The organism is Ligilactobacillus pobuzihii E100301 = KCTC 13174 (assembly GCF_000349725.1).
In the GTDB taxonomy this organism is placed as follows: domain Bacteria; phylum Bacillota; class Bacilli; order Lactobacillales; family Lactobacillaceae; genus Ligilactobacillus; species Ligilactobacillus pobuzihii.
The window spans coordinates 16,798-42,480 of record NZ_KB714687.1 but is presented as its reverse complement, the minus strand read 5'-3'; the positions used below and the strand labels follow the sequence as shown (position 1 = coordinate 42,480).

General features: G+C 40.4%; 40 protein-coding genes and 1 tRNA gene. 2 read left to right on the top strand and 39 right to left on the bottom strand.

The features are described 5' to 3' along the window. Positions 1 to 110 precede the first annotated feature (110 nt). Positions 111 to 1,310 (top strand): LCP family glycopolymer transferase, encoded by a 1,200-nt coding sequence (locus LACPOB_RS0102495; protein ID WP_017867255.1) that lies wholly within the window; start codon positions 111 to 113, stop codon positions 1,308 to 1,310. 81 nt (positions 1,311 to 1,391) lie between these two features. Here the strand turns inward: LACPOB_RS0102495 and LACPOB_RS0102490 are convergent, their stop codons facing one another. The 3 genes from LACPOB_RS0102490 to LACPOB_RS0102480 all read right to left on the bottom strand — a co-directional run bounded on the left by LACPOB_RS0102490 (position 1,392) and on the right by LACPOB_RS0102480 (position 3,196). Next, a complete protein-coding gene (locus tag LACPOB_RS0102490) occupies positions 1,392 to 2,381 on the bottom strand; it encodes a beta-ketoacyl-ACP synthase 3 (protein WP_017867254.1) in 990 nt (329 codons plus the stop codon). 173 nt (positions 2,382 to 2,554) lie between these two features. Then, a tRNA-Leu gene (locus LACPOB_RS0102485) sits at positions 2,555 to 2,639 on the bottom strand. 92 nt (positions 2,640 to 2,731) lie between these two features. Then, a complete protein-coding gene (locus LACPOB_RS0102480; protein ID WP_017867253.1) occupies positions 2,732 to 3,196 on the bottom strand; it encodes a SprT family protein in 465 nt (154 codons plus the stop codon). Between the two features lie 96 nt (positions 3,197 to 3,292). Between LACPOB_RS0102480 and recQ the strand changes: the two genes are divergently transcribed. Beyond that, positions 3,293 to 5,092 carry a DNA helicase RecQ gene (gene recQ, locus LACPOB_RS0102475; protein ID WP_017867252.1) on the top strand — a complete coding sequence of 600 codons (1,800 nt, stop codon included), beginning with the start codon at positions 3,293 to 3,295 and terminating at the stop codon, positions 5,090 to 5,092. Positions 5,093 to 5,150: 58 nt separating this feature from the next. On the opposite strand, the gene LACPOB_RS0102470 is transcribed toward recQ, so the two are convergent. The 36 genes from LACPOB_RS0102470 to rplC all read right to left on the bottom strand — a co-directional run bounded on the left by LACPOB_RS0102470 (position 5,151) and on the right by rplC (position 25,662). Next, entirely contained in the window at positions 5,151 to 5,582 is a 432-nt protein-coding gene (locus tag LACPOB_RS0102470; RefSeq protein ID WP_017867251.1) for a hypothetical protein, read from the bottom strand. A 406-nt stretch (positions 5,583 to 5,988) separates the two neighbouring features. Further along, positions 5,989 to 6,816: an NAD(+) synthase gene (nadE, locus tag LACPOB_RS0102465; RefSeq protein WP_017867250.1), complete on the bottom strand. Its 828-nt coding sequence runs from the start codon at positions 6,814 to 6,816 to the stop codon at positions 5,989 to 5,991. A 211-nt stretch (positions 6,817 to 7,027) separates the two neighbouring features. Continuing rightward, entirely contained in the window at positions 7,028 to 7,420 is a 393-nt protein-coding gene (gene rpsI, locus LACPOB_RS0102455) for a 30S ribosomal protein S9 (RefSeq protein WP_017867248.1), read from the bottom strand. A 13-nt stretch (positions 7,421 to 7,433) separates the two neighbouring features. After that, a complete protein-coding gene (gene rplM, locus LACPOB_RS0102450; protein ID WP_017867247.1) occupies positions 7,434 to 7,877 on the bottom strand; it encodes a 50S ribosomal protein L13 in 444 nt (147 codons plus the stop codon). A 139-nt stretch (positions 7,878 to 8,016) separates the two neighbouring features. Continuing rightward, positions 8,017 to 8,847 (bottom strand): tRNA pseudouridine(38-40) synthase TruA, encoded by an 831-nt coding sequence (truA, locus tag LACPOB_RS0102445; protein WP_017867246.1) that lies wholly within the window; start codon positions 8,845 to 8,847, stop codon positions 8,017 to 8,019. Positions 8,848 to 8,888: 41 nt separating this feature from the next. After that, positions 8,889 to 9,683 carry an energy-coupling factor transporter transmembrane component T family protein gene (locus tag LACPOB_RS0102440; RefSeq protein WP_017867245.1) on the bottom strand — a complete coding sequence of 265 codons (795 nt, stop codon included), beginning with the start codon at positions 9,681 to 9,683 and terminating at the stop codon, positions 8,889 to 8,891. After that, on the bottom strand, positions 9,676 to 10,557 hold the full coding sequence (locus LACPOB_RS0102435; RefSeq protein WP_017867244.1) for an energy-coupling factor ABC transporter ATP-binding protein: 882 nt from the start codon (positions 10,555 to 10,557) through the stop codon (positions 9,676 to 9,678). Before LACPOB_RS0102435 ends, LACPOB_RS0102440 begins: the two co-directional genes overlap by 8 nt. Further along, on the bottom strand, positions 10,527 to 11,366 hold the full coding sequence (locus LACPOB_RS0102430; protein WP_017867243.1) for an energy-coupling factor ABC transporter ATP-binding protein: 840 nt from the start codon (positions 11,364 to 11,366) through the stop codon (positions 10,527 to 10,529). The genes LACPOB_RS0102435 and LACPOB_RS0102430 overlap by 31 nt, the downstream gene beginning before the upstream one ends. Positions 11,367 to 11,732: 366 nt before the next feature. Then, positions 11,733 to 12,116 (bottom strand): 50S ribosomal protein L17, encoded by a 384-nt coding sequence (gene rplQ / locus LACPOB_RS0102425; RefSeq protein WP_017867242.1) that lies wholly within the window; start codon positions 12,114 to 12,116, stop codon positions 11,733 to 11,735. Positions 12,117 to 12,152: 36 nt separating this feature from the next. Beyond that, a complete protein-coding gene (locus LACPOB_RS0102420; protein ID WP_017867241.1) occupies positions 12,153 to 13,097 on the bottom strand; it encodes a DNA-directed RNA polymerase subunit alpha in 945 nt (314 codons plus the stop codon). A gap of 85 nt (positions 13,098 to 13,182) precedes the next feature. Further along, positions 13,183 to 13,569: a 30S ribosomal protein S11 gene (rpsK, locus tag LACPOB_RS0102415; protein WP_017867240.1), complete on the bottom strand. Its 387-nt coding sequence runs from the start codon at positions 13,567 to 13,569 to the stop codon at positions 13,183 to 13,185. 28 nt (positions 13,570 to 13,597) lie between these two features. Continuing rightward, a complete protein-coding gene (gene rpsM / locus LACPOB_RS0102410; protein ID WP_017867239.1) occupies positions 13,598 to 13,963 on the bottom strand; it encodes a 30S ribosomal protein S13 in 366 nt (121 codons plus the stop codon). A 25-nt stretch (positions 13,964 to 13,988) separates the two neighbouring features. Next, on the bottom strand, positions 13,989 to 14,102 hold the full coding sequence (rpmJ, locus tag LACPOB_RS0102405) for a 50S ribosomal protein L36 (RefSeq protein WP_017867238.1): 114 nt from the start codon (positions 14,100 to 14,102) through the stop codon (positions 13,989 to 13,991). A gap of 34 nt (positions 14,103 to 14,136) precedes the next feature. Continuing rightward, a complete protein-coding gene (infA, locus tag LACPOB_RS0102400) occupies positions 14,137 to 14,355 on the bottom strand; it encodes a translation initiation factor IF-1 (protein ID WP_010496733.1) in 219 nt (72 codons plus the stop codon). Positions 14,356 to 14,629: 274 nt separating this feature from the next. Beyond that, positions 14,630 to 15,289 carry an adenylate kinase gene (locus tag LACPOB_RS0102395; protein ID WP_017867237.1) on the bottom strand — a complete coding sequence of 220 codons (660 nt, stop codon included), beginning with the start codon at positions 15,287 to 15,289 and terminating at the stop codon, positions 14,630 to 14,632. A 217-nt stretch (positions 15,290 to 15,506) separates the two neighbouring features. Continuing rightward, complete coding sequence (gene secY / locus LACPOB_RS0102390) at positions 15,507 to 16,805, bottom strand: preprotein translocase subunit SecY (protein ID WP_017867236.1); 1,299 nt, start codon at positions 16,803 to 16,805, stop codon at positions 15,507 to 15,509. Positions 16,806 to 16,808: 3 nt separating this feature from the next. Next, a complete protein-coding gene (rplO, locus tag LACPOB_RS0102385; RefSeq protein ID WP_017867235.1) occupies positions 16,809 to 17,243 on the bottom strand; it encodes a 50S ribosomal protein L15 in 435 nt (144 codons plus the stop codon). Positions 17,244 to 17,278: 35 nt separating this feature from the next. After that, positions 17,279 to 17,461, bottom strand: a complete 183-nt coding sequence (gene rpmD / locus LACPOB_RS0102380) for a 50S ribosomal protein L30 (RefSeq protein WP_017867234.1) — start codon at positions 17,459 to 17,461, stop codon at positions 17,279 to 17,281. 14 nt (positions 17,462 to 17,475) lie between these two features. After that, a complete protein-coding gene (gene rpsE / locus LACPOB_RS0102375; protein WP_017867233.1) occupies positions 17,476 to 17,976 on the bottom strand; it encodes a 30S ribosomal protein S5 in 501 nt (166 codons plus the stop codon). 21 nt (positions 17,977 to 17,997) lie between these two features. Then, positions 17,998 to 18,354, bottom strand: coding sequence for a 50S ribosomal protein L18 (gene rplR / locus LACPOB_RS0102370; protein ID WP_017867232.1), 357 nt, complete (start codon positions 18,352 to 18,354; stop codon positions 17,998 to 18,000). 45 nt (positions 18,355 to 18,399) lie between these two features. Then, positions 18,400 to 18,936: a 50S ribosomal protein L6 gene (gene rplF / locus LACPOB_RS0102365; RefSeq protein WP_017867231.1), complete on the bottom strand. Its 537-nt coding sequence runs from the start codon at positions 18,934 to 18,936 to the stop codon at positions 18,400 to 18,402. 31 nt (positions 18,937 to 18,967) lie between these two features. Further along, positions 18,968 to 19,366, bottom strand: coding sequence for a 30S ribosomal protein S8 (gene rpsH, locus LACPOB_RS0102360; protein WP_017867230.1), 399 nt, complete (start codon positions 19,364 to 19,366; stop codon positions 18,968 to 18,970). Between the two features lie 32 nt (positions 19,367 to 19,398). Beyond that, positions 19,399 to 19,584: a type Z 30S ribosomal protein S14 gene (locus tag LACPOB_RS0102355; RefSeq protein WP_017867229.1), complete on the bottom strand. Its 186-nt coding sequence runs from the start codon at positions 19,582 to 19,584 to the stop codon at positions 19,399 to 19,401. 13 nt (positions 19,585 to 19,597) lie between these two features. Continuing rightward, complete coding sequence (rplE, locus tag LACPOB_RS0102350) at positions 19,598 to 20,140, bottom strand: 50S ribosomal protein L5 (RefSeq protein WP_017867228.1); 543 nt, start codon at positions 20,138 to 20,140, stop codon at positions 19,598 to 19,600. A 30-nt stretch (positions 20,141 to 20,170) separates the two neighbouring features. Next, complete coding sequence (rplX, locus tag LACPOB_RS0102345) at positions 20,171 to 20,476, bottom strand: 50S ribosomal protein L24 (RefSeq protein ID WP_017867227.1); 306 nt, start codon at positions 20,474 to 20,476, stop codon at positions 20,171 to 20,173. Between the two features lie 38 nt (positions 20,477 to 20,514). Continuing rightward, positions 20,515 to 20,883 (bottom strand): 50S ribosomal protein L14, encoded by a 369-nt coding sequence (gene rplN / locus LACPOB_RS0102340; RefSeq protein ID WP_017867226.1) that lies wholly within the window; start codon positions 20,881 to 20,883, stop codon positions 20,515 to 20,517. Positions 20,884 to 20,947: 64 nt separating this feature from the next. Next, positions 20,948 to 21,214 (bottom strand): 30S ribosomal protein S17, encoded by a 267-nt coding sequence (rpsQ, locus tag LACPOB_RS0102335; protein ID WP_017867225.1) that lies wholly within the window; start codon positions 21,212 to 21,214, stop codon positions 20,948 to 20,950. Between the two features lie 27 nt (positions 21,215 to 21,241). After that, positions 21,242 to 21,448 (bottom strand): 50S ribosomal protein L29, encoded by a 207-nt coding sequence (gene rpmC / locus LACPOB_RS0102330; RefSeq protein WP_010496712.1) that lies wholly within the window; start codon positions 21,446 to 21,448, stop codon positions 21,242 to 21,244. After that, positions 21,438 to 21,872, bottom strand: a complete 435-nt coding sequence (gene rplP, locus LACPOB_RS0102325) for a 50S ribosomal protein L16 (RefSeq protein ID WP_017867224.1) — start codon at positions 21,870 to 21,872, stop codon at positions 21,438 to 21,440. Before rplP ends, rpmC begins: the two co-directional genes overlap by 11 nt. Positions 21,873 to 21,875: 3 nt before the next feature. Continuing rightward, positions 21,876 to 22,532 carry a 30S ribosomal protein S3 gene (gene rpsC / locus LACPOB_RS0102320; RefSeq protein ID WP_017867223.1) on the bottom strand — a complete coding sequence of 219 codons (657 nt, stop codon included), beginning with the start codon at positions 22,530 to 22,532 and terminating at the stop codon, positions 21,876 to 21,878. Positions 22,533 to 22,544: 12 nt separating this feature from the next. Further along, positions 22,545 to 22,892, bottom strand: coding sequence for a 50S ribosomal protein L22 (gene rplV, locus LACPOB_RS0102315; protein WP_017867222.1), 348 nt, complete (start codon positions 22,890 to 22,892; stop codon positions 22,545 to 22,547). Between the two features lie 18 nt (positions 22,893 to 22,910). Continuing rightward, positions 22,911 to 23,198, bottom strand: a complete 288-nt coding sequence (gene rpsS, locus LACPOB_RS0102310) for a 30S ribosomal protein S19 (protein WP_017867221.1) — start codon at positions 23,196 to 23,198, stop codon at positions 22,911 to 22,913. 48 nt (positions 23,199 to 23,246) lie between these two features. Continuing rightward, the gene (gene rplB, locus LACPOB_RS0102305) at positions 23,247 to 24,080 is read right to left on the bottom strand and encodes a 50S ribosomal protein L2 (RefSeq protein ID WP_017867220.1); all 834 of its coding nucleotides are present in this window, start codon (positions 24,078 to 24,080) and stop codon (positions 23,247 to 23,249) included. A gap of 21 nt (positions 24,081 to 24,101) precedes the next feature. Continuing rightward, entirely contained in the window at positions 24,102 to 24,389 is a 288-nt protein-coding gene (rplW, locus tag LACPOB_RS0102300; protein ID WP_017867219.1) for a 50S ribosomal protein L23, read from the bottom strand. Further along, complete coding sequence (gene rplD / locus LACPOB_RS0102295; protein WP_017867218.1) at positions 24,389 to 25,012, bottom strand: 50S ribosomal protein L4; 624 nt, start codon at positions 25,010 to 25,012, stop codon at positions 24,389 to 24,391. The genes rplW and rplD overlap by 1 nt, the downstream gene beginning before the upstream one ends. 26 nt (positions 25,013 to 25,038) lie before the next feature. Next, the gene (gene rplC / locus LACPOB_RS0102290; protein WP_017867217.1) at positions 25,039 to 25,662 is read right to left on the bottom strand and encodes a 50S ribosomal protein L3; all 624 of its coding nucleotides are present in this window, start codon (positions 25,660 to 25,662) and stop codon (positions 25,039 to 25,041) included. Between the last annotated feature and the right edge of the window lie 21 nt (positions 25,663 to 25,683).

The following is a 25,683-nucleotide window of genomic DNA, read 5'->3' as shown; positions in this document are numbered from 1 at the left end:
ATGATTTTGAAAAGTTTTTAAATTTTCTCAAAAGACTAACATTTTATTTCAAAAAATGGCGCTAAAGTGTATAATTCACTTATGTTTGAATTTACACAAAGGAGTCACATATGGCCAATAAACACAAGCAGGACGAAGAAGAATATTATGATACTCCTCTCCGTCGACAAGATAACGGAAATTCACACCAATACAAAAAACAACACACATTACGTAAAAAGATCTGTGCGATCTTTTTAGCACTTTGTCTGGTCATAATATACGGTGGGACTGCATATGGCTATCATATGTTACATTCTGCTAAAAATACCTTAGATGACACTTATACAGAGTCAAATGTTAAAAAGATGCGCAATGTTTCTGACGTGATCAAAAATAAAAAGCCTTTTTCATTATTGATCTTGGGAACTGATACTGGCGATCTTGGTCGTTCAGATAAGGGACGAACTGATACTTTGATTGTGGCGACTGTTAATCCTGACAAGGGCCATGTCACTTTGACCAGTATCCCACGTGATACTGAAGTTAAGATCGCAGGTTCTGATAATTCTTACGATAAGATCAATTCTGCTTATACGATGGGCGGAGTCTCAACGGCGATCAAAACCGTCCAAAACACCCTGCATGTTCCAATCGACTATTATGTATTAGTTAACATGGGTGGTCTTACTAAGATCGTTGACGCACTTGGGGGAGTCACTGTCAATCCAACCTTAACATTTAAGTATAGCGATGCTGACGTCACTAAAGGTAAGAAAGTTAAGTTAAGTGGTAAAGAAGCCTTGGCATACTCACGAATGCGTTATGATGATCCTCAAGGTGACTATGGTCGTCAAAAACGTCAAAGACAAGTCATTCAGGCGATCATTGATCAGGCAGTTAGTGTTTCATCGATCAGTCGCTTCCAAGACTTGCTCAAATCGATCCAGACCAACATGAAAACTGACTTAAGTTATAATGACATGATGTCAATCGAAAGTAACTACAAGAATGCTGGTAAAAAAGTCGATTCTTACACTTTACGTGGTGATGACGCAATGCTTGGCGGTGCTTCTTATCAAATCGCCTCAAAAGAAGAAAAGAAAAAGGCTTCTGACCGAATCCGCAAACAATTAGAGTTAGAGCCTACGACTGAAGAATTCAGTAACCCTGTCGAAAGTGACGGTTCAACAGGCAACACGATGAATTCTGAAGATCAATTCTCTTCAGGCCAAGGACAGGGCGGCTATGGCAATGACCAAAATCAAACTGGTCAAGGCACCTATGGGCAAACTAGTGATAATGGATCATATGGGGCCTATGGTTATTAAAACAATCAGTTAAATAAAAAGACCTAGCGTTTTATTGAAGTATTGATATACTCAGTAAACGTTAGGTCTTTTTTTCAAATTTTATTTTAGGTCACAGCCTGAAAAATCTAATAACAAGCTGCCATACGCCAAGCCTGCTCCAAAACCACTAAGCAGGGTCAATCCAACTTGATCTTGTTGATCTAGTTGTTCAGCTAAAACTGACGGAATCCCAACCGAAGATGTATTGCCATGATCAGTCACATTTATCCCAAAACGACTAAGTGGTAAAGAAAGTGCCTGCGCAATTTTTTCGATCAAACGCAAATTAGCTTGATGAGTAACGACTAAATCAAGTTGTTCCGGCCTGATTTCTTGTTCCTGCAAGAAATCAGTCATATGTGTTATCACCGTTTGAGTTACAAAGTTAAACACTTCTCGCCCATTTTGATAAAAAGCATCTATATGTGGATAGTTGGAAGTACTGATCTTAGTTAACGGAGCGATCCGTCCACTATGAATAACCTGGCCATTACCTGATGTACACAATTTTTCGGCCACAAAGATCTCTTCTTGTTCATTAGTTGTTTGCGATAAGATCATCCCTGCTGCACCATCAGCAAAAAAGACGGTTGACGTGCGATCTTGAAAATCTTGCATTTTGGAGTTATTTTCTGCACTGATCACCATCACATTTTGATAGGAACCGTTTCTAATAAACTTCTCTGCAGTACTTAAAGCAAAGATAAAACCTGCACAAGCCGCTGAGATATCAAACGCAAATGCATTAGTTGCCTGCAAGTTTGCCTGGACTATCGCAGCCGTCGCAGGCGTCAAAGCATCTGGTGAGATCGTTGACACAATGATCATATCAATTTGATCAGCTGAAAGCCCCGCCTTTTTCAACAGTTGTTGCCCGACCTTGGTTGCCATTTCGGATGTGTTTTCACCAATCGCTATATAACGTGATTTGATTCCCGTATGTGCAATGATCCACTCATCAGATGTATCCATCACAGAACTTAATTCATTATTATCAACCACTCGTGGCGGAAAATATTCGGCCCAGGCTTTTGCTGTTATATTTTTCATCTTTCGCACCCCATGTTTATTGCTCAGTAACTGACAAAAAAGACTCATCATGGCTTTCCCATGTTTCAGAAAACGTCCACCATTAAAAAACTTACTGAATTCGTGTCACGCAGTCACTTCATTTTTTTACGAAAAAACCGTGAGAAACTTTTCAGTTTCCCACGGTTTTAAGATGCGGGTAAATGGATTCGAACCATCACGAGCTCAATGCCCACCAGATCCTTAGTCTGACGCGTCTGCCAATTCCGCCATACCCGCGACAACAGATATTATTATATCAAATGGTACTTAAAACTGCAATAGTTTTTTTATTTACCATGCTGCTCATATAAAACAATTTTTATCTTTAATTATTTTGGGACATTTTCTTTGACCAAACGTAATTTTCCCTGACAACATGAGCAAACATAGCGTTGTGTATTCACGCGTCGGACCCGCGGATAAGTTTGTCCACAATCTTGGCAAACATATAAATACCTGATCTGTGGGTGCTTTTTGTCTGGTGGACTTGGAGCATAACGTGAACCGCCCACATCTTGCAATAAACGTTTGAATGCAACATCGCGGTGTCTATAACCTGCACCTGCTAAATGCAAATGATAATGACAAAGTTCATGCTTAATGACACCTTCTAAAGTTTCTTGGCCATGTTCAGTCATCATCTTAGGGTTGATCTCAATGTCGTGATTTTGCAAAATATAGCGACCACCTGTCGTACGTAAACGTTTGTTAAACACAGCCTGATGGTTAAATGGCTTTAAAAAGTAACGCTGTGACAACTGCTCAACTAAAACCTGTAGATCATGATCAGTCAATTTTTCACTCCCTTTTAATTTTTAGTCTCCAAGTCTAAAATTTTCTGACATAAAATGCTAAAATTTAAGATGAAGGTTTTAGAAAGGAGCTTTGTTTTGACTCCCCAAGATATTTTAGAAAAATACTATGGCTATACTGAATTCCGACCCGGACAAAAAAAGATCATCGATCAAGTACTCCACGGTCAAAATACACTGGCGATCATGCCGACTGGTGGTGGAAAGTCTCTATGCTACCAAGTACCAGCACTTTTATTAGATGGTTTGACCTTGGTTGTTTCCCCCTTGATCTCGCTAATGAAAGACCAGGTCGACTCATTACAAGATAGTGGTATCAAAGCCGGCTTCATCAATAGTTCTCAAGATTGGAACGAAACGCGCCAAATCCTAACGGCAGCCACTAACAAACAATTAAAACTCTTATACATTGCACCAGAACGATTGGAGCAGTCCGGTTTCATGAACCAACTCCAGCGCTTGAATGTGTCTTTGATCGCCATCGATGAAGCACACTGTATCTCTCAGTGGGGACATGATTTTCGTAAAAGCTATTTATCATTAAGCTCCATTTTACCACAAATAAAATCACAGCCAACAATCATTGCCCTAACAGCAACTGCAACTACGCAAGTCGCCCAAGACATTATGGTCCGGCTAAATATCCCGACTGACAATGAGGTCAAAACTGGCTTTGCCCGCCCTAACTTAGCTTTTAAAGTAGTTAAAGGACAAAATAAAAATGATTATATCTTGCGTTACGTGAAAGCTAACCAAAATTCTGCTGGTATTATATACGCAGCGACCCGTAAAAAGGCTGAACAAATCGGCTCCATGTTGAAAAAAGCCGGATTCAAAGCTGCAGTTTATCATGCTGGATTAACCGAAGCAGTCAAAAAGAAAAATCAAGAAGATTTCTTGTTTGACCGTTTGTCCGTGATCGTAGCAACCAATGCATTTGGTATGGGGATCGATAAAAGTAATGTCCGTTATATTATTCATGCCCAAGCTCCTGGAAGTTTAGAAGCCTATTATCAAGAAGCCGGGCGTGCTGGCCGTGACGGCGCAAACGCAGAGGCTATTTTGCTCTATTCTGCCCAAGACATGCAGATCCAGCGACTATTTGCTGAAAATTCTGACGCAGATGATAAACATAAAGAAGTTATTTACCTCAATATTCAAAGCATGGTCAATTACGTTAATACTCAAAACTGTTTACAACAGTTCATCGTTCGCTATTTTGGTCAAGACATGGATGAATGCAATACCTGCTCAAACTGTACCGATGACCGACAAGAAACTGACATTACAGTTACAACTCAAAAGATTTTGTCGTGTGTGATGCGAATGCACCAACGCTATGGTAAAAAACTAGTCGCTCAAGTCCTAGCTGGTTCCAAGGCTAAACGAGTTTTAGAACTCGGACTAAACGACTTATCAACGTATGGGATCATGCGTCAACAAAAAACTGCCCAAATCGAGGAATTGATCGACTATTTGACGGCCAGCGATTATTTGACTTTACCTGACCCACAATACCCAACCTTACACTTAACTGAACTAGGAGCACAAATTTTGCGTGGGCAAAATACAGTTACACGTAAAGTGGCACTTATCAAAAGTAATAGTGCAAATCCTGAAGATTCTGAATTATTTGAACAACTCCGAGCCTTACGCTATGAATTTGCCGAAAAACAAAACGTGCCTCCTTACGTGATCTTCTCTGATCAAACTCTCCATGAGATGTGTCGTGTCTTACCAGAAGATTTCGACCAAATGTTAGAGATCAAAGGTGTTGGCCAACAAAAATTAGCAAAATATGGCCGAGAATTCTTGGATGTCCTTAAAAATTACCAAGAACGGTCACCACAAGCAAGATCTGTTTCTGCCAATAACTAACAAAAAACATCTTCCTAATGTCATGGTCACTGACAAGGAAGATGTTTTTTTCTAGGTTTTAACCGACTTTTTGCATGATCCGGCTAATATGCGCATTAACATGGTCCATGGCATCAGACTGAGCTTTTTCTGAATCTTTAAAAGCTTGGACATTAATTGTTTGTCCAGAATAATCAATGCTTGCATGCATTTGTTCACAGCCTGCTACAAAATCACGATAAGCTTTAACTAACTGCTTATGTGGTCCAATGATCATTACTGGAGCAGCTACTTTTTCCAACTTATCCAAGTTTTGGTGGTAAACCGTAATCCCTTGGCTAAAACTTTCCTGGATCTGTGCGAATTGATCTGTAGTTAACTTTTTACTTTCAGTGACCATTCCATTTGCCAGATCAAAATATGGATTCAAGTCACCTCCCATATCTTCAGTAGACTGAAGGATATCTGTGATCGTTTGTAAATACTTACCTAGATCCGCTTTTTTCTTCAAATTGTGGTTCCTCCTTATAAAATAACTAGCTGAAATATTATACCATATTTCAAAATATTTACTTTTCAACTAGGGATATGAAAAACCTAGCTAGTGCCGTCTCAAAAATTTCTATTTCCAGTATAGCATGGAGTCACGAGAATTTAACAGACCACCAGCTTTAAATTCTCGTACTAAAAAGGAGCTAGTACAAAACTAGCTGTGCGATTCTAAAAGGCCGTCGATCTATCCCATTAAAATAGGTTAAATCGACGACCCTTAAATGTATTCCAAAAGATTGAAGCCTGACTGTAATGATGATTACGTCATTATAGCTCTTCGCTTTGCTACGACTCAAAATAACGCAATCGTCGTTACAAGTCGACCTCAAAACATCTTCTGTTTCACTCTCATCCCTATGATTCAGTTATTTCCAAAAGTCATCATAAACGTTGATCGGTAAATGACGCTTATGTTGTGTCTTCAAATACCAGTTTTCGATTTTTTTTGCAGCAACATCATCGATTTGTTGTCCTTCCAAATAATCGTCGATCTGCGTGTAAGTGACTCCTAAAGCTATCTCATCTGGTAAAGCTGGACGATCTTCCTCCAAATCAGCAGTTGGAACTTTTTCATACAAATGTTTAGGTGCCTGCAAATATGCCAACATTGCTTTTCCTTGTCGCTTATCTAAACGCCAAAGAGGTGTAATGTCAGCACCACCATCTCCAAATTTAGTATAAAAACCAGTCACAGCTTCCGCCGCATGATCAGTCCCAACGACGGTCCCAGAACAAGCACCAGCAACAGCATACTGAGCGATCATCCGCGCACGAGCCTTAATATTACCTTTATTAAAATCACTGACAGTTAACTGATTAGCTTCTATCGCAGCGGCCATGGCATCAGAACTATCTTTAATGTCGATACGTACTGTTTGATCAGCTTGCATAAAATCGATAGCATCTAAGGCATCTTGTTCATCTGCCTGGTCACCGTAAGGTAAACGTACAGCGATAAACTTGTACTCTTGATCACCAGTCTGATCACGTAATTCACTAACCGCCTGTTCACATAAAGCACCAGCAAGCGTTGAATCTTGCCCGCCTGAGATACCTAACACTAATGTTTTTAGAAATGAATGTTTTTGCAGATATTCCTTCAAAAAATCGATCGAGCGGCGAATTTCTGTTTGTGGGTCGATTTTTGGTTGCACTTTTAGTTTGGTAATAATTTGTTCTTGTAACGGACGCATGCATCTTCCTCCTCTTATTCAAAAGTTCAAATTACGAGCTTATTCACGAATAATAACAACAGCCACACTTGGTTCAATGGTCATGTCATATTTTCTACCACTATTTTCAGTGTACACTTTTTGGGTAAAATTTTCACGAATAACCATGGCTTTTTTGCTAAAAAAAAACACCCTCCAAAAGAGAATGCTTTTTGTCCAAACGATAATTTGATTAACGTTTTGAGAACTGTGGAGCCTTACGAGCTTTCTTCAAGCCTGGCTTGCGACGTTCCTTCATACGAGGGTCACGAGTCAAAAGACCTGCGCGCTTTAAAACACCACGGAATTCCGGGTCAACTTGCAACAAAGCACGAGCAATACCATGACGGACTGCTCCAGCTTGTCCTGCATAGCCACCACCATTAACGTTAACAAAAACGTCATATTGGTCAGCTGTTTCTGTAACACCAAATGGTTGCTTGATAACTTCGATCAAGTTAGCAAATGGAACATATTCTTCTACACTTTTGCCGTTCATCGTGATCTTACCAGTACCGGGTACCAAACGAACACGAGCAACGGAATTTTTACGACGGCCTGTGCCATTATATTGTACTTGAGCCACTTTCAAATTCCTCCTAGACTAATTTATTGATATCCAAAACTTCTGGATTCTGTGCTGCATGCTTGTGATCTGCACCGCGATATACGTGTAATTTCTTGAGTTGTTGACGACCAAGAGTACCTTTTGGAAGCATGCCTCCAATTGAAAGTGCAAGTAACTTCTCTGGGTCATTTTCACGATAATCACCAGCAGTCCGTTCCTTTAAACCACCTGGATGTAATGTGTGATGGTAATATACCTTACGAGAAGCTTTCTTACCTGTCAAAGCAACCTTGTCAGCATTGATAATGATCACAAAGTCACCTGTGTCAACGTTTGGTGTATATGTTGGCTTGTTTTTACCGCGTAAGATAGTTGCAACTGAACTTGACAAACGACCCAAAGGGACATCTGTAGCGTCAACGACATACCATTTACGTTCTACTTCGCCTGATTTTGCTAAATATGTTGTACGCACGTTTATTTCCTCCATTTATGATGCTTGTTTGACAAACAATAAGTTAACGGGGCCTACTGTGGGGCAAACAATACCATGTACTATAGTACGATTTTTTTAACTACTAGTCAAATAAAAACCGGTAAAAAGATAACTTTTTTCACTTAATTTGTGAATCTATTTTACTTCTCAGACCCTGATTTTGCAAGAGAGCTTTTGCAACAATCTCCTGGGCTTGTTGACCATAATAAACTTCCTTCAAATACAACCCACTAGCTGGTGCAGTTTCACGTGCTTGATTACGGTCTTTCACATCATACAAACGTAAAAAATCATGAATAGGTCTTCTAGCATTGCCGATCTCTAATAAAGTTGCCACCATGATCCGTACTTGATTATACAAAAAACCATTTCCACAAAATTCAAACACTAACTCATTATTAGCAGGATCGTCTTCTACTGTGGCTTCATAAATCGTGCGAACGTGAGATCTAGCTTGACTACCTGAAGCCACGAAGCTGCTAAAATCATGAGTCCCCACTAAGTCTGGCATAGCCTGCTTGATCCTCTCAACGTCTAGCGGATATTTATAGTGTCCCGTATACAAACGCTTGAAGGGGTCAATAAACCATGAGCGTGAGACTCGATACATGTACCTTTTAGCATGTGCTTCATATCTTGCATGGAAGGTCTCTGGTACGATCTGACAATCAACGATCTCGATATCTAACGGCAACATGCTATTCAAGCCCCGTAACATAGAGTCAGCTGGCACATCGTGTGGAAAATCAAAGTGAGCCACTTGCCCCAAAGCATGTACACCTGAATCGGTACGCCCCGAACCAAAAATAGTAATATACTCATTTAATTTGCTCATTTTATTAACCGCTTTTTCCAGTACCGATTGAACTGTTCGTTGTTCAGGCTGGCTTTGAAATCCCGCAAAATGGGTCCCGTCATAAGCCATAGTTATTTTATAACGACTTGTCATTTTTAATTCCTTTACTAAATATACTAATTTTAACGCGCCAATTAATTACGTAAAAAAATCAGTGCGCCAGTCAAAGCTATGAATAAGATCACAGCCAGCGTATCATTTTTACGCCACTCTTGTTCGCGATATTTTGTCCGACCTTCTCCGCCATGGTAGCCTCGCGCTTCCATCGCAGTTGCCAGGTCTTCTGCACGGTTAAACGAGCTGACAAATAGTGGGATCAATAAAGGTATCACCGATTTGATCTGTTTCAACAAGTTACCTTCTCCAAAGTTGACTCCGCGAGCCCGCTGCGCGTTCATGATTTTAGTTGTTTCGTCCATCAACGTCGGTACAAAACGTAAGGCGATCGATAGCATCAAGGCAATTTCATATACCGGTACTTTGATCTTAGTGAGTGGTTTCAACAGTGACTCTAAGCCGTCCGAGATCTCGATCGGTGTAGTCGTTAATGTTAATAATGTCGACATGAAAATGATCAACACGAAACGACAAAAAACAAAGACACCGTTGATCAGTCCTTGATCAGTAATCGTAAATGGTCCAAAATGCCAAAAAACTTGCCCACCACTAGAAAAGAAGATCTGCAATAAAACTGTAAATAAGATCAGCCAGATCAAAGGTCTAACACCTTTAATAAAAAAGCCAAGTGAAATATCTGACAGTTTGACAAATAGCATTACCATCGCAGCCATCAGGACATACGTTTCCCAGTTGTTACACAAAAAAACGATCACGATAAAATAGAAACTAAGGAATAACTTCCCCCGTGGATCCAAATGATGAATCAAAGATTCGCCGTTAATATAACGACCCAGTAACATTTTATCCATGAAGCTCACCCCCACTTTGAGGCATTAGCTCCGCAAGCTTTTCTGCAAGTTGTTTTTCAGTCAAAGGCAAAGTCTCAAAAGGTACTCCCTGTTTGGCTAATTTGGCAGCGAACGCTGTGGTTTGTGGTAGTCCAAGATGGTGCTTATGTAGCCAATCGGGATCACTAAAAACTCTTTCTGGCGTGCTATTGGCAATTAAGCCACCGTTTTCCATCACGACTACATGATCAGCGTAATTAGCCACATCATTCATCTGATGGGTGACTAAAATAATAGTCAAATGTTGTTCTTGGTGTAACTGCTCAAACATCTCCATCATTTCTAAGCGTCCCTTAGGATCCAGTCCAGCAGTTGGCTCATCTAAGACTAAAATCTGCGGTTCCATAGCTAAAACTCCTGCGATTGCCACCCGTCGCATCTGACCACCAGATAATTCAAAGGGAGAACTATCTAAGACACTATCTGGTAGTCCCACTAAGGTTGCCATTTTTGCAGCAACTTGTTCAGCCTCTTCATCACTTTTACCAAAGTTTTTCGGCGCAAATGCAATATCTTTTAAAACTGTTTCTTCAAAAAGCTGGGCCTCAGGAAATTGAAAAACAAAACCAACGTGATGTCTCAACTCATTTAATTCTTTATTTTTAGTTTCACTTGTAATGTGATTACCAGCAACTGTTAAACTACCAGACGTGGGTTTCAGCAAGCCGTTCAAATGTTGTAAAAGAGTGGATTTACCACTACCGGTATGCCCAATGATCGCTGTATAACTTCCAGTTTTTATATCTAATGAAACATCAGTCAATGCACGACGGGAAAACGGTGTGCCGCTTTGGTAAACGTAATTTAATTTTTCAATATGGATCGACTTAACCAATTCACCATACTCCCTTCATCCATGTACTCGGACGGTGTTTGAATACCTCGCTTATTTAATTCAAATTTTAGGCGCTGTGGATACGGAACGTCTAAGCCAAGGTCGATCAGCTCATTACCTTTTTGAAAAAGTTCTTCAGGTAAACTATCTCCCATAATTTTACCGTCATCAACCACAACGACTCGGTCAGCTAAAGAAGCTTCATCGATATCATGAGTGATCGAGATCACTGTAAAACCTTCTTCACGATTCATTTGCTTGATCAGCGAAATGATCTGCATCCGTCCTTCAGGATCCAACATACTAGTTGATTCGTCAAAAATAACGATCTTAGGACGTAAAGCTAAGACACCAGCAATCGCAACGCGTTGCTTTTGCCCACCAGACAAGCGAACTGGTTCATGTTTGGCAAAATCTTGCATGTTTACTACCTGAAGAGCTTCTTTAACGCGTATATGCATTTCTTCACGCTCTATCCCCTGATTTTCCAAGCCAAACGCTACATCGCCTTCAACATCAGCACCTACAAATTGATTATCCGGATTTTGAAAAACCATTCCAATTTTTTTTCTAATATTCCATAAAGATTCCTCAGTTAACTTTTGTCCATCAACAAAGATCTCACCCGATTCTGGTTCGATCAAACCATCGATTGCTTTAGCTAGAGTGCTCTTACCACTACCATTGTGGCCAATCACTGCTAACCATTCACCTTCATTGACATGAAGATCAACATGGGAAAGGTCTAGTTTTTCATTTTCCTGTGAATAACGAAAGCATAGATCTTTAATGTCAATTATTCCGTCCATTGTCCGTTCCCTTTCAAATTTAGTCTTTAAGATTAATAATACCATAATGCGAAACATGAAAAAATACAAATTTAAAATGTTGAAAGCATAAACAAAGGGCACAACCAAAGTCGAATATCCAACGATTTACCACATAAAACCCAAAGTAAAAAGACGACCTATAAAACAAAAACGACCTACAGATTTTGCTCCATAAGTCGTTACTAAATTCAAAAGATTATACTAAACAAAAAATCACTTTTTATGACAAAACTTTCACAGTAAACTGCTACTTAAGACTAGACTTGGGCACGACCCATCATCATAACGTCTATCTATCGCCATAAAAGTGACACTTGTTAATTTATTTTTAGATGCTTGTAAAAATTAATCAACTAATTCCAAAACAACCATATGGGCTGCATCTCCGCGACGTTGATCCATCTTTAAGATCCGAGTGTAACCACCGTTACGCTCTGCATAACGTGGAGCTACCTCATCAAATAATTTTTGCAAAGCAGTTTGGATAGTAACAGTATCTTCCTCTTCTTTAACGTCCGCAACAACATCCATCATGAATGCAGCAGCACGACGACGTGAAGCTAAGTCACCCTTCTTACCCAAAGTAATCATTTTTTCAACAAACTTACGTGCTTCTTTTGCGCGTGGTTCAGTTGTAACAACTTTACCATTAACGATCACGTCAGTTGTCAGGTTCCGCAACATTGCTTTACGATGAGCACTGTCACGTCCTAATTTACGGTATGCCATGAACAGATTCCCTCCCTTGTTAGTTAGTTGATATTACTAGTCATCATGACGCAGTGACAAATCCAAATCGGCCAACTTTGCCTTAACTTCTTCTAACGACTTACGGCCTAAATTACGGACCTTCATCATGTCTGCTTCTGACTTATTAGTCAATTCTTGTACGGTATTAATACCTGCACGCTTCAAGCAGTTGTATGAACGAACAGACAAATCGAGTTCCTCAATCGTCATTTCGAGCATTTTTTCTTTATGAGTTTCTTCTTTTTCGACCATGATTTCAGCATTCTTAGCCTCATCAGTCAAATCAACAAATAAAGTCAAATGTTCGGTCAGGATCTTAGCTGACAAACTGATTGCTTCACTCGGAGTAATTGATCCGTTGGTCCAGACATCAAGCGTCAACTTGTCAAAATCACTCTTTTGACCAACACGTGTTTTTTCTACTTGGTAGTTGACACGTTCGATTGGGGTATAAATCGAGTCGATTGCCAATACACCAATAGGCATATCTTCAGTTTTAGCTTTGTTTTCATTAGCAGAAACATAGCCACGACCCTTGTTAGCAGTCATCCGCGCATGGAATGAAGCACCATCAGCCACTGTACAAATGTACAAGTCTGGATTAAGTACTTCAACTTCACTGCTTCCTTGAATGTCGCCTGCAGTTACTTCCATTGGCCCGGTAACATCTATTTCCAATGTTTGAACGTCTTCGGAATTTAACTTCAATGCAACTTTTTTCAAATTCAAAATAATTGTGGTTACGTCTTCCAAGACACCCTCAACAGAAGAGAATTCATGCAAAACACCATCAATTTGAACATCGGTGATAGCAGCACCTGGCAAAGAAGAAAGAAGAATCCGACGTAATGAGTTGCCTAACGTAGTACCATAACCACGCTCTAATGGTTCAACAACAAATTTACCGTAGTTTTCGCTTTCTTCAACTTTTTGAATTTTTGGTTTTTCAAATTCGATCATTCTTACCTTTACCCCTTTCAAAACGTAACGTGCAATCTGGAGACAACATCATGAAGATATTCTTCAAAATGAATGCATATCCAAATTAAACACGACGGCGCTTTGGAGGACGGCATCCATTATGAGGTACTGGAGTAACATCCTTGATAGCTGTTACTTCAAGACCTGTTGTTTGAAGTGCACGAATTGCAGCTTCACGACCAGAACCTGGGCCTTTAACAGTTACATCAACTGTCTTCATACCATAGTCCATAGCGGCTTTTGCGGCGGCTTCTGAAGCCATCTGAGCTGCAAACGGTGTTGACTTACGTGAACCTTTAAAGCCCAATGCGCCAGCTGAAGACCAAGAAACTGCATTACCATGGACATCTGTGATCATAACAAGTGTGTTATTAAAAGTTGAATGAATATGAGCAACGCCGCTTTCGATAACCTTCTTGGCACGACGTTTACGTGATTTATTGACTGCCATTAATTAGCTGACCTCCTTTTTTATAAAATTATTTTTTCTTGCCGGCAATTGAAATTGCTGGGCCTTTGCGTGTACGCGCATTGTTCTTCGTGTGTTGTCCACGAACGGGCAAATTACGACGATGACGCATGCCACGGTAAGAACCAATTTCTGACAAACGTTTGATGTTTAAGGCAACTTCACGACGAAGGTCACCTTCAACTTTGTAGTTATCCGTTGCCGCACGGATCTTATCTTCTTGTTCAGAATCTAAGTCACGTACGCGAACGTCTGGAGAAACACCTGCTTCTTCGACGATCTTTTCAGCGGTTGTTTTACCGATTCCGTAAATATAAGTTAAGCCGATCACAATACGCTTATCACGTGGTAAATCGACACCTGCTATACGAGCCATTACAATTACACCTCCTATTTATTTATTATCCTTGTCTTTGTTTGTGCTTTGGATTTGAGCAAATAACCATGACGCGACCTTTGCGTTTGATTATTTTGCAGTGTTCGCACATTGGCTTAACTGATGGTCTTACTTTCATGAATTATACCTCCTGCATAAGATTGAAGTACAATCTATCTGTAACGATAGGTGATGCGACCCTTACTTAAGTCGTATGGAGACATTTCAACCGTCACCTTATCACCCGGCAAAATACGAATATAATGCATCCGGATCTTACCTGATACATGAGCTAGAATCTCATGTCCATTTTCGAGTTCAACTTTGAACATCGCATTCGGTAAGGTTTCCTTGATCGTACCCTCAATTTCAATCACATCATCTTTCGCCACGCTAAAAGTACCTCCTTAAATTGGTTTTAAAACTTTACACTTAAAAATGTGAGAAGCTTTGTTGGAGTCCCACCTTTTTCCGTCAGGAACAGCTCTACCCCTATTTTTGGGCGAACTAGACCTATTGAAAAGATAAACCTAAATTATCATAGCATAGGCATCCCCGACTTGCAAGGAATAATTAGCAAGTTCCAAAATTTATGACAACTTTTTGCTTATTCTTGCTTTCGCTGGTATTCAGCATTTCCAACAAAGTTACTCAGCTATTATATCATTATGACAAACCGTTCAAAATGTTTTCAATATCAGAATAAACAGCCGTGATCTCTTGATTGCCTTTTACATTGTGTAAAAGATCCTTTTGTTTATAAAAGTCTAACAGTGGAGTATTCATCTTAATGTTTACATCTAAACGATTCTTGACAGTTTCAGGCTTGTCATCCTCACGTTGATAAAAGTCATGGCCACCACAACGATCACAAGTACCTTCGACTTTTGTCGGATTAAAGACCTTGTGGTAAGTAGCACCACAATTGCGGCAAATAAAACGACCCGTTAAACGTTCCATTAATGAATCAGGATCAACATCAATATTGATGACCCCCGTTAACGGACGTCCAAGCTCTTGCCCAATTTTTTCTAAAGCATGTGCTTGTGCCATGTTACGTGGATAGCCGTCCAACAAGTAACCAGATTTGACATCATCTTGGCTTAAACGCTCCTTAACGATTCCATTAGTAACCTCGTCTGGAACTAATTCACCTTTGTCGATATACTTCTTTGCTTCTAAGCCCATTGGAGTTTCATTTTTCATTGCTTCACGAAAAATGTCACCAGTGGAAATATGCACGACTTTATATTCATCAACAATTCGTTCTGCTTGTGTACCTTTACCGGCACCAGGCAATCCCATTAACATTAGATTCAATGCCATCAATAACCCTCCTAATTCAAAAAGAAAACTAAAAATATCTTCAAACAATTAGCACACCAGTGACAAATAATACACTGATCTACAACTAGGTTTTGCTTTTAATGTCTTAGATACTCCAATGGTAATTTTTCGTTTCTAGACTATATTTAAATTATTAAACAAAGTCCTTTCACAAAAAATTGGGTCAGTCCATCTCAATGAACACGACCCAATTTTACTATTCACGGATAAAACCGACGTATTCGCGTTTCATCATCATACCGTCTAGTTGTTTGATCGTTTGCAAAATAACCCCAACCACGATCAAAAGACTGGTACCACCTAACCCGATCGATTCGTCTAAACCGAAGTAAGCCGAACCAACTAACGGGATCAGTGAAATTAACCCAAGGTAAAGTGACCCAACTGTACTTAGTCTCATCAATAACGAAGAAACATAACGTTCAGTTTCTTTACCAGGCCAAACAGATGGAATATAGCTTCCTTGTTTTTGCAGATTCTCAGAAAGCTTTTCTGGGTTGACCTGCACAAAAGCGTAGAAGAAAGTAAATACTACGATCAATACCGTATACAAAATCATACCTGGCGTACTTTGCATACTAAAGATACTCGACATTACTTGATACCAAGTATCCTGCGAGTGATTCTGCGCAAATGCCATCAAAATCGTTTGTGGAGTTGCAATAAACGAGCTGGCAAAGATAACTGGAATAACACCCGCAACGTTGACTTTTAACGGTAAATAAGAATTATTACCGGCGCCGGCCAAACGTCTAGTATATTGGATCGGTACCTTATAGTTAGCTTGTTCAATAAAGGTTACAAAAGTAACGATCACTAACAAAACAACTAACAGGATAACTACATATAGTATTGGTTGCCAAACGTCACTCATATTTGCACCAGTAAATTGTTCTTGAACGAGCTGTTGAATACCAACAGGCATCCGAGCAACAATACCAGCCATAATGATCATTGAGATCCCGTTACCTAAACCACGGTCTGTGATCATATCTCCGAGCCAAGTTGTAAACATAGTACCACCAGTTAAAATGATACCGATACTAACATAAGTTTTTACACTTGGATTTTCCACAAGACTCAAACTACTCAATGTGTTAAATCCGGCAGTGATCCCGATTGACTGTATAAACGCCAACACGATTGCCAAGTATCTAGTTACTTGATTAAGCTTACGCCGACCAACTTCACCTTGTTTGCTCCACTCAACAAAACGTGGCACAATGTCCATTTGCAGTAGCTGCACGACGATTTGAGCGGTAATGTATGGCGAAACACCCATTGCCAAAATGGAATAGTTAGTCAATCCACCGCCTGAAAAAGTATTCAAGATACTAATTAACCCTGAAGACGCAACGCTGCTCAAGGCTTTTGCGTTGATCCCAGGGACGGTAATATAAGTGCCGAGACGAAATACAATCAAGACACCAAGTGTAAAAAAGATTTTCTTACGGATCTCTTTAACAGCAAGGGCATCTCTCAGTGTCTTCAGCATTTATTAAATCACCTCAGTTTGACCGCCTGCTGCTTCGATGGCAGCTTTTGCAGATGCAGAAAACTTATTAGCCTTAACAGTTAACTTCTTGCTAAGTTCACCGTTACCCAAAACCTTGATACCGTCTTTTTCATTCTTAATGATACCAGATTCAACGAGCATAACTGGTGTAACTTCTGCACCATCTTCAAATTTATTAAGAGTTTCAACATTCACGATCGCATAGTTTTTACGACTGATGTTGTTGAAACCACGTTTAGGCATGCGACGGAACAAAGGCATTTGTCCACCTTCAAATCCCATACGTACCTTGCTACGAGCCTTTTGACCTTTTTGGCCACGGCCTGCAGTTTTACCGTTACCAGATGAATCCCCACGACCAACACGATTACGTACTTGACGTGAGCCTTCACTTGCTTGTAATTCATGTAATTTCATTACGGTTGGCACCTCCTTGTTCTACTAAATAATAATTATTCAGCTTCTTCGACGTCCACTAAATGGTTGATTTTGCGAATTGCACCGCGCATTGCTGCGTTGTTAGGAACAACTGCTGAGCTATGAACTGTTGTCAAGCCAAGGCCTTTAACAATATCACGTTGATTTTGGGGACGACCGATAACTGAGCGAATCAAAGTAACTTTAATATTAGCCATTATATTCGTCCTCCTTATTCAGCAAAGTGTGAAGCAGAAACACCACGACGAGCGGCTGTTTCTTCAGCACTACGCATATTTTGTAAACCATTGATAGTTGCACGTACGACGTTAACAGGAGTATTTGAGCCAAGTGATTTACTTGTAACATCATCAATACCTGCAAGTTCCATAACGGCACGAACAGCGCCACCGGCTGCTACACCAGCACCGGCTTGGGCTGGTTTAAGTAAAACTCTGCTACCACTGTGTTGGCCAACAACTTCATGAGGAAGAGTTGTTCCAGCAACTGGAACTTCGATTAAGTTCTTACGAGCAGCATCAACGGCCTTACGGATAGCTTCAGGAACTTCCTGAGCTTTACCAGTACCGAATCCTACGTGACCATTATGGTCGCCGACAATTACTAAAGCGGCAAAACGCAAACGACGTCCACCTTTTACAACTTTAGTAATACGGTTGATCGCTACAACGCGATCTTCCAAATCTAATTGAGCTGGGTCAATAAAAGCCATAAACGTTAATTCCTCCTTTTTTTAAAAGTCTAAGCCATTTTCACGAGCAGCATCAGCCAATGCTAACACGCGACCATGGTACAAGTAACCGCCACGATCAAAAACAACTTCTTTAATGTTCTTATCTGCAGCACGTTTTGCTACTAAAGCACCAACGGCAGAAGCTTGTTCTGTCTTTGTACCTGCAGCAATTTCACTATCTAAAGTAGAGGCACTAGCCAGCGTCACACCCGCTACGTCATCAATAACTTGAGCGTAGATGTTTTTGTTTGAACGATAAACATTTAAGCGTGGGCACTCAGCAGTACCAGAGATCTTATTACGGACACGAATATGACGTTTTTGACGTGTCTTATTTTTGTCTGGTTTCGAAATCACTATTTTCACCTCTTGATTTTATTTAACAGCTATTATGCTGCGTAATTACTTACCTGTCTTACCTTCCTTATGAGCAACATATTCACCAACATAACGAATACCTTTGCCCTTATAAGGTTCTGGTGCACGTGTAGCACGAATACGGGCTGCAGCATCACCGACAAGTTCTTTGTCGATACCAGAAACAGTAATTTCGGTATTAGAAGGTACTTCAACAGTGATACCTTCTTCTTCCGCAATTTCAACTGGGTTGGAATAACCAACGTTTAAGACCAGCGTCTTGCCTTTCATTTGTGCACGATAACCAACACCACGAAGTTCAAGATTTTTCTTGAATCCTTCCGTAACACCAACTACCATGTTGTTGAAGTTTGCACGCGTAGTACCATGCAAAGCCTTAGTTTTATAATCATCAGAAGGGCGGTCGAATGTAACTTCATTGCCATCAATATTCATTGTGATCAATTCAGATAATTCACGAGTCAATTCACCTTTTGGGCCCTTGACAGTAACAACATTACCGTCTTGTTTGATCTCTACGCCTTCTGGAACTGTAACAGTTTTATAACCAATACGACTCACGAGATGTACACCTCCTTGCTTTTATTTAATATTACCAAACGTAAGCGAGAACTTCGCCACCGATGTTCTTTGCACGAGCTGTTTTGTCTGTAACAACACCTTCAGATGTTGAGATCAAAGCAATACCTAAGCCGTTTAAAACTTTAGGAACTGCATCAGCTTTGACATAAGAACGTAAGCCGGGCTTGGAGATCCGACGTAAACCGGAGATAACACGTTCGTTATTTTTATCATATTTCAAGAACACACGGATGATGCCTTGTTTGTTGTCATCGATGTATTCAACATCACGGACGAAGCCTTCATTCTTAAGAATATCAGCCATACCGTTTTTGATTTTTGAAGCAGGAATTTCAACTGATTCATGTCTTGCCATGCTGGCATTACGAATACGAGTTAAAAAGTCTGCAATTGGATCGGTCATTGCCATGTTGTTTGCCTCCTTTTACTGTATATTATGGTTTACCAACTAGCCTTTTTCATGCCAGGGATCTGACCTTTATGGGCAAGTTCGCGTAGGCAAACACGGCATAATTTAAATTTGCGATAAACAGAATGTGGACGTCCACAACGTGCGCAACGTGTATATTCACGTGACGAGTATTTAGCAGGACGTTGGTTTCTTGCAATTTGTGACTTCTTTGCCAAGTTTGTAACCTCCTTATTTAGCGAATGGCATTCCAAGTTGTGACAACAATTCCTTGGATTCTTCATCAGTATCTGCTGTTGTAACGATAACGATATCCATTCCACGAACCTTGCTGACATTATCAAAATCAATTTCAGGGAAAATCAATTGTTCACGGACACCAAGAGTATAGTTACCACGGCCGTCAAAGGCACGCTTACTTACACCATGGAAGTCACGCACACGTGGTAACGAAACAGAAACCAACTTGTCTAAGAAGTCATACATGCGTGTACCACGTAATGTAACTTTGGCACCAATCGGCATACCTTCACGTAAACGGAAACCAGCGATTGATTTTTTAGCCTTTGTAACAACTGGCTTTTGACCTGAGATCAAAGTCAATTCTTCAACAGCTTCGTCAAGGTTCTTAGCGTTGCTTACTGCGTCACCCACACCCATGTTGATCACGATTTTTTCAACTTTAGGTGCTTGCATGATTGATGAATAATTGAATTTATCGATCATTGATGGAACGATTTCGTTTGTGTATTTTTCTTTTAAACGGTTAACCATGAAAAAATGTTCCTCCTTTCCTTGTTAGGTTTAGATAATTTCACCGGTTTTTTTAGAAACGCGGACTTTTTTGCCATCTTCTACCTTGAAGCCAACACGTGTTGCTTCATTGTTTGAAGGATCGATCAACATTACGTTAGAAACATGGATCGGAGCTTCAACTTCTGCGATACCACCACTTGGATTATCATTAGAAGGTTTTTGATGTTTCTTAACGACATTGACACCTTTTACAACCACACGGTCCAAAGCAGGAATAGCCTGAAGGACTTCTCCTTCTTTGCCCTTGTCTTTGCCAGCAATTACTTTTACTTTATCATTTCTTTTAATGAACATTATTACTTGTGCACCTCCTTGTCGGATAAACGGTTGTTTTATAGAACTTCGGGTGCAAGGGAAACAATCTTCATATAGCTCCCTACACGTAGTTCACGGGCAACCGGTCCAAAGATACGGGTGCCTTTTGGTGATTTATCATCGCCGATGATAACAGCAGCATTTTCATCAAACTTGATGTATGAACCGTCAGCACGGTGTGTACCATATTTAGTACGAACGATAACAGCTTTTACAACGTCGCCTTTTTTGACAACGCCACCTGGTGTTGCTTGTTTAACAGTAGCAACCACAATGTCACCGACACTAGCAGTCTTAACACGAGAGCCACCTAAAATTTTAACAACTAAAAGCTCACGTGCACCAGAATTATCAGCAACATGTAAACGACTTTCTTGTTGGATCACAGTTATGTGACCTCCTTTCGTTATTAGATCAGAATACGAATAAGTGCTTAGTTGTCTTTATCGATTAAAGTACAACAGCTTTTTCAACTATTTCTGATAAACGGAAACGCTTTGTAGCTGACAATGGACGGGTTTCCATGATTTTGACGATGTCGCCCGTTTTTGCTTCATTGTGTTCATCATGAGCCTTGTATTTCTTGGAATACTTAACACGTTTGCCATATACTGGATGAAACTTGTATGTTTCAACAACGACAGTGATCGTTTTGTCCATCTTATCTGAAACAACACGGCCACGGTAAACTTTACGGTAGTTACGACCTTCACTCATGCGCGATTAGCCTCCTCTTCGTATTCTTTATTTTGCAGCTTCGTTTTGACGCAGCAAAGTCTTGATGCGTGCAATTGCTTTCCGAACTGTTTGCAAGCGAGCTGTATTTTCAAGCTGACCTGTAGCAGATTGGAAACGCAAATTGAACAATTCTTCTTTATATTGCTTTTCTTTAGCAAGTAATTCGTCAGTGGTTAATTTGTTGAGTTCATCTTTGAATTCTTTAGTTTTCATCAGATTCGCCACCTACTTCCTCACGAGAAACTATTTTAGTTCTAACAGGGAGTTTGTGTGAAGCCAAACGCAATGCTTCTTGCGCAACTTCTTTAGAAACTCCACCAACTTCAAACATGATCTTACCACGTTTAACTGGTGCAACCCAGCCTTCTGGGGAACCTTTACCATTACCCATACGAGTACCGATACCTTTTGAAGTATATGACTTATGAGGGAAAATCTTGATCCAAACTTTCCCACCACGTTTCATGTAACGGGTCATTGCGATACGACAAGCTTCGATCTGACGGTTTGAGATCCAATGTGAATCAAGTGCTTGCAAACCGTAATCACCAAAAGCTACTGTCTTACCACCCTTAGCTTCGCCACGCATCTTACCACGAAATTCGCGACGATGCTTTACACGCTTTGGTACTAACATAGACTATTCCCCTCCTTTACTTTGATCTTTCTTTTCAGGTAGAACTTCGCCACGGAAGATCCATACCTTAACACCGATTTGACCATATTGAGTATCTGCTTCAACCCATGCATAATCAATATCAGCACGAAGTGTGTGCAATGGAACTGTTCCTTCTGAGAAATGTTCCACACGTGACATATCAGCACCATTCAAACGACCTGATGTTTGAACTTTGATACCTTTAGCACCCGCACGCATTGTACGTTGAATACCTTGTTTCATGGCACGACGGAATGCTACACGTCCTTCTAATTGTTGCGCGATGTTTTCGCCAACTAACTTAGCATCCAAATCAGGCTTCTTGATTTCGATGATGTTGATGTGTACACGTCTGCCAGTTAAGTTGTTAAGTTCTTTACGTAATTTTTCAACTTCAGAACCGCCTTTACCGATGACCATACCCGGTTTTGCAGTATGGATAGAAATGTTAACACGCTTTGCAGCACGTTCGATTTCTACGGTAGAGACAGATGCGTCGGCTAATTTATTTTCAATATATTCACGGATACGGATATCTTCGTGAAGATATGAAGAAAAGTCCTTTTCAGCATACCATTTGGATTCCCAATCACGAATAATACCAACACGTAATCCAGTAGGATTTATTTTGTGACCCACGCTTATCCCTCCTTATTTTTCAGATACCACAACAGTAATATGACTGGTACGCTTGTTGATTGGAGAAGCAGAACCTTTAGCACGAGGACGGAACCGTTTCAAGGTTGGTCCTTCGTTTACAAAAGCTTCGCTTACATACAAATCTTCGGCGTCTAAGTCAAAATTGTTTTCTGCGTTGGCAATTGCGGATTTTAAAACTTTTTCAATCAGATAAGCACCAGATCTTGGAGTGAACTTCAAGATACCAAGTGCTTCAGCAACATTTTTCCCACGAATAAGATCGATCACAAGACGCGCCTTACGTGCAGGGATGCGAACTACGCGAGCAGTTGCTTTTGCTGATGTTACTTGTTCAGCCATTTTATTTCCTCCCTTAGATTATCTTGCGATGGTCTTTTTATCATCAGCATTTGTGCCGTGACCATGGAATGTACGCGTAGGTACAAATTCGCCTAACTTATGTCCAACCATGTCTTCTTGGATATAAACTGGAACTTGTTTACGACCATCATGAACAGCGATCGTGTAACCAACAAAGCTAGGATAGATTGTAGAACGACGTGACCAAGTCTTAATTACGGATTTTTTTTCATTATCAGCTTGTGCTGCAACCTTTTTTAGCAGATGTTCATCAGCAAAAGGTCCCTTTTTCAAACTACGACTCAAGAGTTATCCTCCTTTCGGATAAAGTCACCATTTTAATTTAAAAGATGACTATTTCTTCTTACGTCCACGAACAATAAATTTATTTGAACGTGCTTTACGAGAACGTGTCTTCTTACCAGCAGTCTTCTTACCCCAAGGAGACAAAGGACTTGGCATACCAACAGGAGCTCTACCTTCACCACCACCATGAGGGTGATCGTTAGGGTTCATTACAGAACCACGTGACTGTGGACGAACGCCCATCCAACGTTTACGACCAGCTTTACCAAGTTTGATCAATTCATGTTGTGCATTACCAACGGAACCGATAGTTGCACGGCATGTACCCAAGATCTGACGAACTTCGCCTGAAGCCAAACGTACAGTAACGTACTTGCCTTCCATACCCAATACCTGGGCTGAAGTACCTGCAGAACGAACTAATTGACCACCCTGGCCTGGCTTTAATTCGATATTATGAATAACAGTACCAGTAGGTATGTTCATTAATGGTAATGAATTACCAACTTTGATATCTGCATCTGCACCAGATTCAACTAACTGGCCTACTTTAAGACCTTTTGGTGCAAGGATGTAGGATTTGACCCCATCAACATAAACAAGTAATGCAATGTTAGCTGAACGGTTAGGATCATATTCGATCGTTTTGACAGTTGCAGGAACGCCATCTTTAATACGTTTGAAATCGATCAAACGATATTGACGTTTATGACCGCCGCCACGGTGACGAACAGTTTTATGACCGTAAACGTTACGACCAGCAGTTTTGCTTTGAGAAGAAAGCAAGGACTTCTCAGGAGTAGTACTTGTGATTTCTTCAAAGTCAGAAGTTGTCATATTACGGTGACCATTCGTGGTCGATTTATATACTTTGATCCCCACTGTGTTTCCCTCCTAATTTATTTATTCTTCTTCAAAAATTTTAATTTCTTTTGATTCAGGTGTTAAAGTAACGATTGCCTTACGACGCTTCTTTGTGTAGCCTTCGTAGCGACCCATACGTTTCTTTTTACCTTTTAAGTTCATGACATTAACATTAGCAACTTTAACATCAAAGATTTCTTCAACAGCATCTTTGATCTGAAACTTAGTTGCTTGAGTATTAACATCAAATGTATAGCGCTTGTCGTCCAAGTCGGCCATTGAAGCTTCAGTGATCACTGGACGTAAAATTACTTCGCGTGCTTCCATTATGCTAGACCCTCCTCTACTTGAGAAAGAGCTCCTTTTGTGATGACAACTTTGTCACTATCAACAACGTTTAATACATTCAAACCTTTTGCAGGAAGAACAGTAACGTTTTTGAGGTTACGAGCTGAACGAGCAGCATTTACGTCGTCATCTTCAAGAACTACTAAAACTTGAGAGTTTACATTTAAACTCTCAAGTGATGCTGCAAAGTCCTTAGTTTTTGGTTGTTCGAATTCGAATGAATCAACTACAACTAAACTTTCATCATTAACTTTTTCTGAAAGTACAGACTTAAGTGCCAAACGGCCAACTTTGCGTGGAAGTTTGTAGGCGTATGAACGTGGTGTTGGTCCGAAGATCGTACCACCGCCGACCCAAATAGGTGAACGTGTGGAACCAGCACGAGCACGGCCAGTACCCTTTTGACGCCATGGTTTCTTACCACCACCGCGAACGGCAGTCCTATTTTTAACAGCATGTGTTCCTTGACGAAGTGATGCTCTTTGCATCAAAACAACGTCACGAACAACGTTATCGTTTGGTTCGATACCAAAAATTGTGTCGTTCAATTCAACTTCACCATTTTTGCTACCATCTTGTTTAAATAATGCAACTGTAGGCATGTTTGTATTTCCTCCCTTCCCTTAATTTATTTCACTGCACTTTTAACAGTAACAAATGACTTGTTTGCGCCAGGAATGTTACCTTTAACGAAAAGTACACCATTATCTGTATCAGCTTTAACGATTTGCAAGTTTTGAATCGTTACCTTCTTACCACCCATACGTCCTGGAAGTACCTTGCCAGGGAATACGCGGTTGATAATAGCACCCATTGAACCTGGGCGACGATGATAACGAGAACCGTGTGCCATCGGACCACGTGCTTGGTTCCAACGCTTGATGTTACCTTGGAAACCTTTGCCTTTTGTTGTTCCGGTTACATCCACGCTGTCTCCTGCTGCGAAGACGTCTGCGTGAATTTCGTCACCGACTTTGTAATCTCCCAGCTCAACATCGCGGATTTCACGAACGAAGCGCTTAGGAGCAGTATTTGCTTTTGCTGCATGACCTTTAGCAGGTTTATTTGCCTTGATCGCACGCATATCGTCGTAGCCCAATTGAACTGCCTTATAACCATCGTTTTCAACGGTCTTGATCTGCATTACGATATTGGAATCAACTTTCACAACAGTAACAGGAACTAATTCACCGTTCTCTGTGAAAACTTGAGTCATACCTACTTTTTTTCCTAAGATTCCTTTTGTGGTCATGAGTACACCTCCAATAAAATT